A 14017-nucleotide genomic window follows, 5' to 3' on the forward strand; every position below is an offset into this window, starting at 1 on the left:
GGCACGCCCCGATCACAGCCTGCTACTTGACGATGACGATGCTGGTGTTGGTCGGCCCGAAGGTCTCGACAAGCTGGTAGAAATCGGCGGCATTGTCGGGGTGCAGCCGCACGCAGCCATGTGAGGCCGGTTGGCCGAGACGCTTGATGGCGTAGGTGGCGTGCACCGCATAACCGCCGCTGAAGAAGACCGAATGCGGCATCGGAGCGTTGTCGTACTTTTTCGAATACCACATCTCATGCATGCGCGTCGGTTTGAATGAGCCGGTCGGCGTCACATGCGCCTTGTCGCCGGTTGAGACTTTCCAGGCGAAGGTCGGTCGGCCATCGACCGAGACTTCCATAACCTGCTGCGACAGCGAAACGCGCGCCACGATCTTATTGGCGGCGCGGGCGCCGGTGCCCGCACCGAACAGAAGTGCGGCGCCCGTCAGTGCGGCAGCGGCGATGTTGATGAGCTTGGCGGAAATGGTGGCGTGCATGATGTCCCCTCTGTCTGCCGGTTCGGCCGGCTCCAATCGATGGCGGCTTATCGCTCCGGCATGTTTCGAAGAGATTTCGTGAGATGCTCGTTTGTGTTTCGAATCTGTTTCCCCTGGTTAACATCGTGCCTCCTGCCACCGGATCGAGGTGCCGCCGTCGACCTCGGTTAGATGGAGCCAACGCCAGAACATAATTGCTCGCCTCAAAACGAAAGTTCGAGTTCGACTAACTGAAAGTGACCAAGATCGTTGCGAAACCGATCTGCAACAAAGCGCGGATTTGGGCGGCATGATGTGGATACAGGCCGCCAGCAGAGTTGGTGCAACGAAAGCAGACGGCAACGGCCATGGGAACGAAATCGAATACTTGGTCCTGGCTCCTCAGGATCAGCATCGCGGCAGCGGTCATCGGCGGTGTCGGCACGGTTGCCGGCGGCTCCGTGGCGCGGCTCGCGGCGATGACCTCGAGCGAGATCTCGACCCTGCACGCCATCCTGTTTTCCGCCACGGTCTGGATTGTTTCCAGCCTGCGCATCGCCCGGTTCAAGGCCCTCTGGCGGGTTGGCCTTCGGCTGCTGGCATTGCGCGGCCCCTCCGGCATCTTGCTGCCGAGAGGACCGAAGGCCCGCGCCGCGACGGGGGGCTCCGCTGGCGGCGCGGGCACTTCGGGAGTTTCCTGAAGCGACCCGCAGCAGCACATTCATTTCTGAGGATTGGAACGATGAAAACAAAATTCGCAGCCTCGGTGCTTTCCGTACTGCTTTATGCGCAGGGCCTGCTCGGCTTTGCCGGCCTTGCTTCCGTGCTCTTCAGGGACCGTGCTCATGCAAGCGAACTCAGCATGGGCACCGAGATGCCATGGGGCCCGTCATTGCTGGTGGTGCGCTGAGCGAGGGGAATATCGGCTCGCAAATGAAATCCGATGCTCAGCCGGAAAAACAGCGTGAGCATCCGGCCGTCAGTCGCTGAATTGTACCGGCGGATCGAACCGGTAGCCGGCGCCGCGTATTGTGGTGATGGTCTCGGTGTCGAGTTTGCGGCGCAGCCGCACGATGCGCGAATCGATCGAGCGATCGAAGGCGTCGGCATTTTCGGCCGGTGCGGCGGCGATGATGTCGTCACGCGTCAGCACCTTGCGCGGGCTGGCCAGGAACAGCCTGAGCAGCGCTACCTGACCCGGCGAAAGCTGCTCTTCGGTGCCGGAACGATGCATGACCATGGCCGATCTCAGGTCGACGGTCGCGTTTTCCAGCACGATCAATTCCTGGGTGCCTCTGCCGCGTCGCGACAGAAGGCCGCCGACACGGGCGGCGAGTTCCCTGACATTGAGTGGACTTTCGACGACGTCGGCCGCACCGAGTTCGAGCGCCAGCACCTTGTCGACGAGGTCGGCCGGCCGGCAGATCAGGATGAAATCCGGCCCATTCTCGCCGCCATGGCGCCTCAGCAGATCGCGCCCTTCCGCCTGGCTAAGGCTGTCGCCGACGACGACCACATCGATACCCTTGCCCGACAACAGCGATTCCGCTTCCCAGGGCTGGCACGCCTGATGCACGTCATGGCCGCGCCGCTCGAGATGGTCGGCGAGTTCGGTCGCGATCACCTCGGCGACGGAAACAAGCGCGATGACGGCTCGTGCGGCCATATTTTTCAACCGTTCCCTGACAACCAGATATGAGTGCTGGACATCATGTTTATACCCAATCTACTTTCCACTGAAAGTGGGAGCGAAGGCATCGTGCGGGCAAGAATTGTCATCGTCGAGGACGAGCCTGACCTGAGGGACGCGGTTGCCGAATATCTCGGTGCCGCGGGTTATGATGTGGCGACCGCGGAAACCGCTGCTGCCGCGCGCAGCCTGGTCGAAACGCAGTCCTTCCACCTGGCCATCCTCGACATCGCCATGCCGGGCGAGGATGGCCTGTCGCTCGGCCGCTGGCTGCGCTCGAAACTCCCGATCGGCATCATCTACGCGACCGCCGCCGGCACCGCGCTCGACCGCATCGTCGGGCTGGAGCTCGGCGCCGACGACTACATCGTCAAACCCTATGAATTGCGCGAATTGCTGGCCAGGGTCCGCAGCGTTCTGCGCCGTGTCCCGCAGCCGATGGAACTGGTGGACAAGAAAACCGGCACGGACCGCCGCTCCGTCGTCTTCGGCCCTTTCCAGGCAGATCTCGACGGCCGGCTGGTCACCGGCGCCAACGGGGCGGTGATCGACATGGCCAAGAGCGAATTCGACGTGCTGGAGGTTTTCCTGAGCCGCGCCAACCGGCTGCTGACGCGCGCCGCCATCTCCGAGGCGATCGGCTTCACCGAGGATCCGGAATCGTCGCGCGCGGTCGACATTCGCATCATGCGGCTCCGAAAGAAGATCGAGGCTGATCCGGCCAATCCGAAATTCCTGCGCACGGTCCGCGGTGAAGGCTACATCTTCTCGCTGCCGGTCGGCGACGGCAACTGACTTCCTTTCCAGGTGCCATGCTGATCCCGGAGCGGATTAACATGGCAGCGCAATGACGGCTGAAGATGACCGCTGAATCAGCAGGCAGGGATATGCAGGGCGCCAGGCAGGGTGCGGCAATGGCGGCCGTGCGTGTCGTGCGCCGGCTGCGCGAGGCCGGCGACTGGCAGCGCGAGATGGACGGCATACTGGAAACGCTGTGCCGCGCCATGGAGTGCCAGCGCGGCATCCTGTTCCGCCTTCGAGAGCTGCCAGGCCAGGGTTTCGCCCAGTCGGTCGCCGCTTATTGGATCGACTCCGGTTTCGGCGGCGAACTGGCATCGCCGACCGTCATCATGCAGTCGATCGTCAATTCCGATCCGCTGCTGGAGCGGCTGGCCGAGGACGAAAGGCAAGGCAAGGTCTTCGCCGGGCATACGCGCGATCTCGAAGGCTTCCTGAGAACCGACTTCGAAAAGCAGAGCATCAAGTCTTTCCTGTCGGTGTCCGTCTTCGCGCATGGCAACCTGTGGGGCACGCTGGCCGTCAACGACTGCGTCGACGAGCGCGTGTGGACGGACGAGGAAGAGGCCGCGCTGCACATCATTGCGCTCGCCATCGGCGGCGCCATCGAACGCTCCCCCTCCGAAGCCCATGCCAGCGAGGTCATCCGCCGCACCATGCTGCAGGCCTCGCTCGACGCCATCGTCGTCATCGACGAGACCGGCTCGATCATCGAATTCAATCCGGCCGCAGAGAAGATGTTCGGCTACCAGCGCAGCGACATTCTCGGCAAGGACCTGCTCGACACCATCGTGCCGATCTATTACCGCAAGGGTTACGTTTCGGGGGCCGAATACATGTCGGGCCGCGGCGCGCCGATGGTCGGCCAACGGCTGGAGACAGTGACGCAGAACGCGGCCGGCGAGGTGTTCCCGATCGAGCTGACTGCGACCGAGATGCGCGTCGCCGACCGCCAGTTGATCTTCGGCTCCATCCGTGACCTGCGCGACAAGCTGCGTGCCGAGGAGGAGATCAACCGGCAACGCGAGAAGCTGCACCAGAACGAGAAGATGGCGGCGATGGGATCGCTGCTGGCCGGCGTCTCGCACGAACTCAACAACCCGCTGGCAGTGGTGGTCGCGCAATCCACGCTGCTGCACGAATTCGCTTCCGATCCGCAGACCAAGGTCCGCGCCGAGAAAGTGCGCGCCGCGGCCGAGCGCTGCGGCCGCATCGTCAAGAGCTTCCTGTCGATGGTGCGCCTGCATCCCGCGGCGCAGGCCGAGACCGATCTCAACCAGGTGGTCCGCGCCGCGCTCGAGGTGACCGCTTATGGCGCGCGATCAAGCGGCATCATCATCGACACGGATTTCGCTGCCGGCCCGCTGCTGGCCATGGCCGATGCCGACCACGTGACGCAGGTCGCGGCCAACTTCCTCATCAACAGCCAGCACGCGCTGGCCGGTGTTGCCGGCGACCGGCTGATCAAGGTGCGGACGTTCCGCGGCGACCGGGGCAACCCAGGCTTCTCGGTCGAGGACAATGGGCCGGGCGTGCCGGAAGCGATCCGCGGCCGTATCTTCGAATCCTACTTCACCACCAAGCCGGTCGGCGTCGGCACCGGCATCGGCCTGTCGATCTCGAAATCGATCATCGAACGGCACAATGGCAATGTCTGGTTCGAGGAAGTACTGCCGCGAGGCGCGCGTTTCGTCGTCCAATTGCCAGCCATTTCAGCCGGCATCGCCGCTGCCGGCGAGAGCCAGCCTCGATCGAGCGGCCTGCGCCACGCCTTGATCATCGACGACGAGCCGGATGTTGCCGGCTCGCTGTCCGACATTCTCGAATTGATGGGCATCAAGTCGCGGATCGCGCCTATCTGGGAATCCAGCAGCGCCACTTTAAACGGCCACATGCCGCCGGACATCGTCTTTTCGGACCTGCGCATGCCCGGCACCAGCGGCATATCGGTCTATCGCGAGTTGCTTGCCGAAAGGCCAGAGCTGGCGCGGCGTTTCGTGCTGGTCACCGGGGACCTGATCGGCGCCAAGGCCGAGATCGAGGCGCTGCCGGCGCAGCAGCGGCCGCAGATCCTGGAAAAGCCGTTCAGCACGCTGGATGTGCGAAGCGTCCTGTCCACCATTGCCGAGCAGGCGGCTGTGAAAGGATAAAAGACGGCTCCCGGCCGATATCGCGGCGGGAGCCGAAGCGAGCGCCCTGGAGGAAGCGCTCGGGGTTGCAGCATGATCCCCGCAGTGGGAACGACTTTAGGGATCGTGCTTCGACGAAATCAGAAAATATTCGGCGTGTTGGTCAGCGGCGCGGCACTGGCGATCATGCGGATCGCGCGGGCCTTGTGCGTTCCCGACTGCTGGGCGATGGCGCGCAGGCAATCCACGCCCTCGGCGCCCCAGGCCTGCCCCTTGCAGGCAAAGTCGACCGCCGGCATCGGCAGGCGCGCGGTCCGGGTGGTCGTCATCGCGCCTTCGGCGATATTGGCCGGGGGATTAAGCGAAGCGAAGGCCGGGCCGACCGTCGGCGTGAACGCCATGCCGGCGAAGGTGCAAGCAGCCAGCGCCAAGAACATTGCCATCGGGTGGTCGCTTGTGCGTTGGCGCAGGGCCAGTTTCGGGCGGCGGTCAGCGCGCTCTGGAGCCTGGAGTCGGCAGTCGCTGCGGGTGATCTGAACTTTCGCATGCATCGCTATCCCCTTCGTGGATTTTCTTTTTCTGATGAAATGAACTTAATCGCGCCATGTAACGGCGCAACGATGGCGCGAGCCAAGCGATGTAACCGGATTGAAACACACGCCGGACAGTCAAGGTTCGCCGGCATGTTGGCCCCCGCAATCAAGCAGAAACAGAGCCGTCGGAACCCGGACTAACTCCCGGATTCCCTAGGATTTTCTCTGCTGGCGGCCGCTCGATTTTCGGTGATCGCCGACCGATGGATTGCTTCTAGAAATCGGCCAGATTTCCGCAACTCATTGCATTTCAATGAAAAATATGCTTTTATTGAATAGACATTCAATAACAAGAAGAGACTTTCATGAACCCGCACCTGCGTGACGTGGCGATCCCCAATGATTGGGACCGGCGGGGACTGCCGGGCTGGAGTTACCATTCCGACGCCCTGCTCGAGCTTGAGAAAGAGCATGTCTTTCGCAATCATTGGCAGATCGTCGGACACGTCTCGGACATCCCCAATGTCGGCGATTACCTGACCATGGACGTGGTCGGCGAACGCGCACTGATCGTGCGCGGCAAGGATGGCGTCGTGCGCGGCTTCAACAACATGTGCCGCCATCGCGGCAGCCGCGTCGTTGCCGACAGCCAAGGCAATTGCAAGAACGCCCTGGTCTGCCCGTTCCATGGCTGGGTCTACAATCTCGACGGCACGCTGCGCGGTGCCGCGCGCCCGCGCTCCTTTCCCGACCTCGACAAGACCGAGTTCGGACTGATGCCGCTCGACCTGGAAGTCTGGATGGGCTTCATCTTCATCCGCTTCCGCAGTGGCGGGCCGCAGCCGTCGGTCGCCGAGCTGATGAAGCCGATCGAGCCCGAATTCGCGCATTACAACGCCGCCGACATGGTGCCGTCCTGGGGTATCTGGAGCCAGAAGACGCCGGTCAACTGGAAGTCGGTGCGCGATGTCGACAATGAGGGCTATCACGTCGCCATGGCGCATCCGGCGCTGCAGGATCTCTATGGCGCGACCTATTTCGACGAGCCGTTCATCAATGGCGTGTCGCGCTCCTTCGCCACCTACAATCCGCACGCCGGCCGTCGCTGGAGCGTCAAGAATTATGTCAAGATCGCGCCCGAGCCGGCGCATCTGCCGGACTATTTGAAAAAGGCCTGGGTCTATTACGGCATCTTCCCCAATGCGGTCATTTCGGTGATGCCGGAATCGGTGCAGTTCTATCAGGAATTTCCGCTATCGACCGGGCAGACCCTGCTGCGCGGCGCTATCTACCGCTACCGCGACGAGAGCCGCGAACAGGCAGCCGCCCGCTACCTTTCCTTCCGCATCGACCGTGACACCATGTCGGAAGACGTGCAGCTCTCGGTGTGGTCGAACGAGTCCATGCTGTCCGAGGCCTTTGAAGGCTTTTATCTCTCCGACCTCGAATACGGCGTGCGCACCCACCACGACCACCTGCGCAAGATGCTGCCGGTGCTCGGCCTCGAGACCGCGCCGGAGGAGAAGGACATGTGGAATTTGAACGACGCATTGAGGTCGAGAGGCTAGCTCCCTTCTCCCCGTTCCACGGGGAGAAGGTGCCCGAAGGGCGGATGAGGGGCGGCGCCAGCGCCTCGCGATTGGCTTGCGCTCAACTCAGAAAGCTATCTTCGATTGAAATCATATAAGCCGGCGCTGTGCTGGCCGGTGAGATCATTACCTCAGACGGATGAAGTCCTCATGCACAGCCAATCACCAACGTCAGCCCGCCCCTCATCCGCCTGCCGGCACCTTCTCCCCGTAGAACGGGGAGAAGAGAACTATCCCCGCCACACACCCTCTTTCCTGAGATCGTCCATCGTCCTTGAAATGCCTTCGCGCAAAATGCCGACCATGTCGTCGATCTGCTCGCGCGTGATGACCAGCGGCGGCGACATCACGCACATGTTGATCAGAGGCCGCACCAGCAGGCCGAGCTCGTGGCAATGCGCGTCGATGCGTTTTCCGACATCCTTGTCGAGCTGCAGCGGGTCCTTGCTTTCGCGGTCGGCGACGCACTCGACGCAGCCCATCAGCCCGAGGCCGCGCACCTCGCCCACCAGCGGCAATTCTTCCAGCGTCTTCAGCTGCGCTTGGAAATAGGGGGCGACCGCCTGCGCATGGGCAAGCACGCCCTGTTCCAGAAGGTCGAGATTCCTGAGCGCCACGGCGCAGCCGACGGGATGGCTGGTGTAGGTCAGGCCATGACCGAACATCGCGTCCGGATGGTTCGAACGGCGAAGCTCTTCCAGCAGGCGTTCGGAAATGATGACGCCGCCGAGCGGAAAATAGCCTGAGGTGACGCCCTTGGCGAAGGTAATCATATCCGGATCGATTCCGAACATTTCGCCGGAGGCAAAGACATGGCCAAGCCGGCCGAACGCCGTCACAACCTCGTCGGAAACATAGAGGATGTCGTTGTCGCGACAGATCTCGCGAATGCGCTTGAGATAGCCGTCAGGCGGCACGACGACGCCGCCGGATGCCTGCACCGGCTCGCCGACGAAAGCGCCGATCCTGTCGGCGCCGATACGGGCGACCGTGTCGCGGAATTGATCGACGAGGAAATCGGTGAAGGCGGCAAGGCCCATGCCTTGCGGCCGGCGGAACGGATCGGGCGAAGACAGCTTGACCACCAGTTCGTCGGCGCCGTCCATCCAATCGCGGTCACGCGGGCGGCCGTTAAGCGAGGCCGACAGATAGGTCGAGCCGTGATAGGCGCCGCCCCGCGACAGGATCAGCTTCTTCTCCGGCCGGCCGCGCACATTGTTGTAGAACTGCATGAAGCGCAGCGCCGTCTCGACGGCCGAAGAACCGCCGGTCGTAAAGAAGACGTGGCTGAGATCGCCCGGCGCGTGGCCGGCGATGCGCTTGGCAAGCTCGGCCGAAGGCGCGTTCATCGTGTACCAGGGCGTGTTGTAGGACAGCGCCATCGCCTGGTCGTACATCACCTCGGCGAGTTCCTTGCGCCGGTGGCCGACATTGACGCACCACATGCCGGCAGGCCCATCGATCAGCCGCTTGCCGGTGTTGTCGGTGATGTAGATGCCATCGCCTTCGCCGATCAGCGCGCGCGCTTCGGCGCCGACCAAACCAGCGAATGGCCAAGGCTGGATGAGATGGCGCCTGGCCAGTTCAAAGGCGGCATCGCCAGGTTCCGCGCCGGGCATTCGGGTCGCCTTCATATCTCTGGCAGCAGCCATGATCGCCTCGTCCTTGCTTCACAAAATCTCATCGGGCACGAAGTGGGATGCCAAGCACCGGAATACCGGCTTTCTTCGCTTCATTTTGAATGTCCGTTCAATCAATATTGCAGAAATAGCGCTTGATTTCAATCCGGGGATGCGCGCATGATGAACGAAAGCCGGCAAGCTCGGAGCGCGATCAGCAGAAGCGATCACCGGTTTTGCGGGTCGATCGCGCTCCAAGAATAAAACTGGGAACTGATCGTCGAAATCCCAGGCCTGGAAAAGCCGCTTTCGGTGACCGAAACCAACGATTTCGGTGCCGACGACATCCCGGTCGGCACCTCGATCCGCCTCGCCTATGCCCCCGAGGCGCTGGTGGCGATGGCCGATTAGAGCATGATCTCTGGACAAACGGAAACCGTTTGTCCGGAGATCATGCTCAACCAGGAATTTGACGCTCCGCGATGATCTTGCGCGCGGCGATGCGCCCGGCGACGATAGCGCCTTCGATGTACCCCGGAAAGGACGGCGACAGTTCTGAACTGGCGAAATGCAGCGGTGGTGCACCGGCCAGGATTGTCGGTTCGGCGTCGACAGCCGTCACATCGACAATGAGATCGCCGTAGGCCCCGCCGCTCCAGCGATCGTCCGTCCAGTCGCGGTAGCTGAGATCGAGGATGCCGGCCGCTTCCGGGCCAAGCGCTTGCGTCAGTCTTGCGGTGACTTCGGCGCGCAAGGCTGCGTCGCCAAGTTCGCGCCAGCGCAAGGCGAGCGGCCCGCCGATGAAGACCACCAGTGCCGCGTGACTGTCATCCTTGCTGACGTCGCAGGCGAAGAGCCCATGCAGGTCACGCCACATCACCATGCCGCTCAAGCCACGCTCACGCCAGAAGGCCTTGGGATACCGCACCAGCACTTTGATGATGGCGCCGCTCTGCCAGACGCCCAAGGCCTGCTCCAGCGCAGCCGGCAGCGGCGGCGTGAAAGCCAGTTTCGAAACCATTACCGGCGGCGCGGCAATCAACACCGTCAGCGCTTCGATTGTGCCCGCCGCCGATATCAGGCGAACTCCACCCGGCCCGTGCTCGATCGCAGTCACGGCTGCGTTCAGCCGCAATCGGTCATCGACATCTCCGGCCAGATCGTCTGCCAGCGAATGCATGGTTTCACGCACGAAATACTGCAGCTCGGACACCTCGTTGGTGATGCGCCGGTCATTGTCGATCAGGTGCCAGAGCGGCATCTTTTCCAGCGCTTGGCACCACAGGCCTTCGATCATCGAGCGAAACACAGCCTTGACCTCGTCGGCATCGTCCTGCCGCTCGAGCCAGGCGGCAACGGTCAGGCCGGCAATATCGGGATCGTCAGGCGCGATCGCATTCATGCGATGGCGGATCGCCATCGAACCGGCATAGATTTGTTCCGCCTCTCGGCCGGACGTCGCCGGCTGCGCGGTGAAGGCGCCGTCGACGTAAGCCTCGACCAGGGTCTTGCCCCGCGCCTCAATCAGCGCCATCAGCTCCGGCATGTCCTCGCACAGGAACTGGCCGCCGCTGTCGATGCGCTCGCCAAGCCCGTTCTGCCTCGATTCGACGCGCCCGCCGACGCGGTCGCGCGCTTCGAGCAACAGGAAGTCGATGCCGGCCGCCTTCAGTTCAAGCGCCGCCGACAGGCCGGTGAAGCCGGCGCCGACAATGACGACATCGGTTCTTTCTGTTCCGGTCTTCAATAGCCGGCCTTGATCTTCTCGAACTCGGCGATCATCTTGAGCTTGAGCTGCGACGGCACTGGCGACTGGAACAGCGTCGTGTCGATGAATTTCTGCACGTCGTCATAGCCTTTTTCCTTCAGGACCGCTTGATCGACGCCGGCCATGCCCTTGGCATTGGCCTGGCCATAGCCCCAGTCCTTGACCAGCACCTTGGCGGTTTCGGGATCGTTGACGGCGTTCAGATAATCATACGCCTTGTCGACATTGCCGGGCGCGTCCTTGAACAGCACATAGCCGCAGACCCAGGTCGAAATGCCTTCGCTGGTGTCCTTCTTCGATTTGATCGGCACGCCGGCCACGACCGACTGCACCGTCGCATCGTTCCAGGCCCAGGCGAGATCGACCTCGCCGCCGCTCAAAAGCTGAACGACGTCGGTGGTGTCGGTCCAGTAGGAGCGGACGTTCTTGTGCACCTGGCGCAGGAAGTCGGACGCCTGCTTGAACTGGTCATCGGTCATCTCTGTCCAGTCCTTGAGGCCGATGGCGAGGCTCGCCAGCGCATAGGCGTCGTCGACATTGTCGCCGATCGACACGCGGCCCTTGAACTTCGGATCGGCGAACGCCGTCAGCGACTGCACGTCCTTCTCGTCGATCTTGGAGGAATTGTAGGTGAGCTGGGTATTGCCCCAGTCCCAGGGCATGAACCAGGCCTTGCCGTCCGACGTGGCAGCAAGATCCTTCATCGCCATGATGCCGGGATTGAGGTCCCTCCAGCCTGGTATCTTCGACGTGTCGAGCGGCTGCAGCAGGCCAGCCTCGCGCCATTTCACCACGCTTTGCGAGCAGGGATGGCCAAGGTCGGCCTTGAAGCCGGAGCGCACCTTCTCGAACGCTTCGTCCTCGTCACCGAAGAAGGCGAATGTGGGCGAGTCGCCGTTCTTCTCGACATATTTCGGATGGAAGCTCGGGTCTTCATAGCCGGACCAATCGAACACGATCAGGTCCTGGTCGGCGGCCATGGCCAGCGCGGCAGCCGAAGCCGCTAACGTTCCAGCCAACGCCAGGGTCAATGTCAGCCGTCTGGTCAGTGTCTTCACCGCTGTTCCATCCTCTGTGGTGTCCTGGTTTTCTTATGGTTTCGTCTCACTGGCGGCGTTCGCCGGATAATGTTTCGGGAATGCCGCCGACAGGAATTCGTTGGCCGCCTGCAAGGCGGATTCGCGCGTGGTGTCCTCGGTTCCCATCATCAACCGCAGCCACAATCCTTCCAGCATGGCGCTGAGCGCCAGCGCCATCACCTGCGGCTCATAGGCATAGAAGCCGCTCTGTTTCAGCGCCGTGCAAAGATCGATGAAGATCGTCTGATAGACGGCGTCGCGGGCGCTGCTCAGCGCCTGGTAGGTCGGCCGCGACTTGGCCTCGCCCCAGAAGGCGCACCAGGCGGCGAGCTTGCGCTTGTTGCAGATAGAGCGGTCGAAATCGGCCGCGACCAGTGCCTGGAGCTGACGAGCCGGATCATCTCCTGCCTTCTGCAAGGCATTGCGCCAATGCGCCGAGTACTCGTCATACATGTGCTGCAAGGTCGCGATGAGCAGCTTTTCCTTGCTCTCGAAATGGAAGTTGACGATGCCGCGCGACAGGCCCGCGCCGTCGGCGACATCGGCCATCGTCGTCTCCGAATAGCCGCGCTTGGCCAGCGAATCGATCGTCGCCTCGATGAGCTGAAGCTGCCTGACCTCCTTCGATGCCTTGCGTCCGCGCTTCTCGGCCTCGTTTTTACGCGCCGGTTCGAGGAGGGCTTCCCTGGCCTCTGCTGTCTTCATGGGTCTGATGGTCTCCAGCATCGCCGGCTATCCAACCGGCTTTCGAGCGCGAAGATGAGTGGGACGGTGCTCGCCGCTGTCAAGCACCTTCTGCATGGCTTCCCAGGTTCGTATGTTCTTGTCGACATAGGCCGCGCCGACCATTGCGGCGACCGCCGGGTAGAGCGGCCCTTTCAGCCTTTCCAGCTCGCCCCGCGCGACGTCGCGGTACCAGGGATTGCGGTCCCTGACGGAGACATCGGCAAAGCCGGCCCGGCGCATCGCCTGCGCATAGCGGGCCGGCGACGCCATGGCGAAGGACAAGCCTTCGGCGGCGACATAGGCCTTCATCTCGGGCGACGGTTCGCCGTCATGCGAGATCATCCAATTGGACGCGGCAAAGACGCCGCCCGGCTTCAACACACGGAAGACCTCGGCGAACAATGCGTCCTTGTCGGGCACATGCAGCAGCGCATCCTTGGAGAAGACGACATCGAATGCATGGTCGGTGAAAGGCAGCCGCCCCGGCGGCGCCTGGATGAAACGGACGCGATCCGAGAGCCCCCGCGCCACCGCCCTTTGTGTGGCCGTCTCGATCACTGGTCGTTCGACATCGAAGCCGGTGGCGTGGACAGCACCATGGCGCTCGACCAGATGCAGCGTGATGCCGCCGGAACCGCAACCGATGTCGAGGATCGTCTTGCCCCGAAGCGAAAGCCCCTCGATGACCCGGTCGACTTCTTCCGGCCCGCCCGGCGACAGGTAGCCATCGCCCCACAGCGCCTCGAGGAAGCGGATGGCGGTGTCGTCATACTCCGGCTCGGCATCTGCCGTTTCGATCATCGGACCTTTGTTCCGTTAGCCGATTGCAGGACTTTCGAACGCCGGCAAAGCGTAGCGCATGGGCGAGAAAACGCAACACCGTTTGTTGAACATTCATTCAATATGGCTGGACAAAATGGCGACTGCCGTGCCATCCGCGCCGACCGCTTGCGCATGCCCGACGAGATCGGCCTCGGTTTCATGGGTCGATCTGGAAAAGGTCCATTTCAACGGCCGTCGCGCCATCCTCGAGGCGCGCGCCAAGCGCAAGCTGCGGCATGTGCTGGTCGGGCTCGAGATCGAAAGGCAACATCCCGGCCGAACATGCCATCGTCTATTCCAGAAAGAGCCAGGCGGTCGGGCTGGTCAGCGCCGCCATGTGGTCGCCGATGGCCAAGCGCAACATCGCCATCGCGTCGCTGGCGCGACCATATGGTGATACTGTCGTCGGCGACCTCTGGGTGGAGATCTACGCCATGCGCGAGTTGCAATACCAGAAGCTGATGAAGCGGGCCAAGGTGGTGCCTCGCCCCTTCATCAAACTCGACCGCCGCACCGCCAATCCGCCGGCGGACTTCTGATCATGGTCGACGAAGCCAGCAACCGGGATGACGATGAGGAAGCCGCCGAACAGTGGGAGTTGGTCAACACGCCGCTCGGCGAAAAATGGTCGGGCCGCACACGCTATGCCGCCGCCATGTTTTTCTACAAGCGCGGCGAGATGAGCGCCGAGACGCTGGAAGTCTACCGCATCTGTGCGCGGCTCGATTCGGAAAACCCGCTGCCGATCATCCGCGATCGCGGCGTCGGCAAGGACTGGCTGAAGCGCATGGGGTTCGGCTGAAC

15 protein-coding genes and 2 pseudogenes are annotated in these 14017 nt (G+C 62.6%); 9 read left to right on the top strand and 8 right to left on the bottom strand.

Going from position 1 to position 14017, the window contains the following annotated elements:
- Positions 1-22: 22 nt before the first annotated feature.
- Complete coding sequence (locus NKJ26_RS20760; RefSeq protein ID WP_352696792.1) at positions 23-481, bottom strand: L,D-transpeptidase; 459 nt, start codon at positions 479-481, stop codon at positions 23-25.
- Positions 482-828: 347 nt separating this feature from the next.
- Here NKJ26_RS20760 and NKJ26_RS20765 point away from each other — a divergent pair, with 347 nt between their 5' ends.
- Positions 829-1161, top strand: a complete 333-nt coding sequence (locus NKJ26_RS20765) for a hypothetical protein (protein WP_352696793.1) — start codon at positions 829-831, stop codon at positions 1159-1161.
- A 41-nt stretch (positions 1162-1202) separates the two neighbouring features.
- Positions 1203-1370 (top strand): hypothetical protein, encoded by a 168-nt coding sequence (locus NKJ26_RS20770; protein ID WP_352607122.1) that lies wholly within the window; start codon positions 1203-1205, stop codon positions 1368-1370.
- 69 nt (positions 1371-1439) lie between these two features.
- Here NKJ26_RS20770 and NKJ26_RS20775 read toward each other — a convergent pair whose 3' ends face one another.
- Positions 1440-2126 carry a winged helix-turn-helix domain-containing protein gene (locus tag NKJ26_RS20775; protein WP_352607124.1) on the bottom strand — a complete coding sequence of 229 codons (687 nt, stop codon included), beginning with the start codon at positions 2124-2126 and terminating at the stop codon, positions 1440-1442.
- A 45-nt stretch (positions 2127-2171) separates the two neighbouring features.
- Here NKJ26_RS20775 and NKJ26_RS20780 point away from each other — a divergent pair, with 45 nt between their 5' ends.
- On the top strand, positions 2172-2945 hold the full coding sequence (locus NKJ26_RS20780; protein ID WP_352696795.1) for a response regulator: 774 nt from the start codon (positions 2172-2174) through the stop codon (positions 2943-2945).
- Positions 2946-3010: 65 nt separating this feature from the next.
- Entirely contained in the window at positions 3011-5098 is a 2088-nt protein-coding gene (locus tag NKJ26_RS20785) for a PAS domain S-box protein (RefSeq protein ID WP_352696797.1), read from the top strand.
- 119 nt (positions 5099-5217) lie between these two features.
- Here NKJ26_RS20785 and NKJ26_RS20790 read toward each other — a convergent pair whose 3' ends face one another.
- Positions 5218-5628 (bottom strand): hypothetical protein, encoded by a 411-nt coding sequence (locus tag NKJ26_RS20790; protein ID WP_352607130.1) that lies wholly within the window; start codon positions 5626-5628, stop codon positions 5218-5220.
- Between the two features lie 347 nt (positions 5629-5975).
- Here NKJ26_RS20790 and NKJ26_RS20795 point away from each other — a divergent pair, with 347 nt between their 5' ends.
- Entirely contained in the window at positions 5976-7178 is a 1203-nt protein-coding gene (locus NKJ26_RS20795; RefSeq protein WP_352696799.1) for an aromatic ring-hydroxylating oxygenase subunit alpha, read from the top strand.
- 251 nt (positions 7179-7429) lie between these two features.
- On the opposite strand, the gene NKJ26_RS20800 is transcribed toward NKJ26_RS20795, so the two are convergent.
- On the bottom strand, positions 7430-8851 hold the full coding sequence (locus NKJ26_RS20800; RefSeq protein ID WP_352696801.1) for an aminotransferase: 1422 nt from the start codon (positions 8849-8851) through the stop codon (positions 7430-7432).
- On the opposite strand from NKJ26_RS20800, the gene NKJ26_RS20805 reads away from it, so the two are divergent.
- Together NKJ26_RS20805 and NKJ26_RS20810 are read left to right on the top strand one after the other, a co-directional pair.
- Positions 8850-9002, top strand: a complete 153-nt coding sequence (locus NKJ26_RS20805; RefSeq protein ID WP_352696803.1) for a hypothetical protein — start codon at positions 8850-8852, stop codon at positions 9000-9002. The genes NKJ26_RS20800 and NKJ26_RS20805 overlap by 2 nt on opposite strands.
- A gap of 89 nt (positions 9003-9091) precedes the next feature.
- Positions 9092-9229: pseudogene (locus tag NKJ26_RS20810) on the top strand (Fe3+/spermidine/putrescine ABC transporter ATP-binding protein); the annotation flags it as partial.
- 46 nt (positions 9230-9275) lie between these two features.
- Here NKJ26_RS20810 and NKJ26_RS20815 read toward each other — a convergent pair.
- From NKJ26_RS20815 to NKJ26_RS20830, 4 genes are read right to left on the bottom strand one after another with little or no spacing between them, the layout of a single operon-like run.
- Positions 9276-10565, bottom strand: a complete 1290-nt coding sequence (locus NKJ26_RS20815) for a flavin monoamine oxidase family protein (protein ID WP_352696805.1) — start codon at positions 10563-10565, stop codon at positions 9276-9278.
- Entirely contained in the window at positions 10562-11644 is a 1083-nt protein-coding gene (locus NKJ26_RS20820) for an ABC transporter substrate-binding protein (protein WP_352696807.1), read from the bottom strand. The genes NKJ26_RS20815 and NKJ26_RS20820 overlap by 4 nt, the downstream gene beginning before the upstream one ends.
- A gap of 33 nt (positions 11645-11677) precedes the next feature.
- Positions 11678-12391 (bottom strand): transcriptional regulator BetI, encoded by a 714-nt coding sequence (gene betI / locus NKJ26_RS20825; protein ID WP_502903159.1) that lies wholly within the window; start codon positions 12389-12391, stop codon positions 11678-11680.
- A gap of 6 nt (positions 12392-12397) precedes the next feature.
- Positions 12398-13192: a methyltransferase domain-containing protein gene (locus NKJ26_RS20830; RefSeq protein ID WP_352696811.1), complete on the bottom strand. Its 795-nt coding sequence runs from the start codon at positions 13190-13192 to the stop codon at positions 12398-12400.
- A gap of 129 nt (positions 13193-13321) precedes the next feature.
- Between NKJ26_RS20830 and NKJ26_RS20835 the strand changes: the two are divergent.
- A pseudogene (locus NKJ26_RS20835) lies at positions 13322-13752 on the top strand (glycine cleavage T C-terminal barrel domain-containing protein); the annotation flags it as partial.
- A 2-nt stretch (positions 13753-13754) separates the two neighbouring features.
- Positions 13755-14015 carry a hypothetical protein gene (locus NKJ26_RS20840; protein ID WP_352607144.1) on the top strand — a complete coding sequence of 87 codons (261 nt, stop codon included), beginning with the start codon at positions 13755-13757 and terminating at the stop codon, positions 14013-14015.
- The last annotated feature ends 2 nt before the right edge of the window (positions 14016-14017 follow it).

This window comes from Mesorhizobium sp. M0152 (assembly GCF_040322415.1).
Lineage (GTDB): Bacteria > Pseudomonadota > Alphaproteobacteria > Rhizobiales > Rhizobiaceae > Mesorhizobium.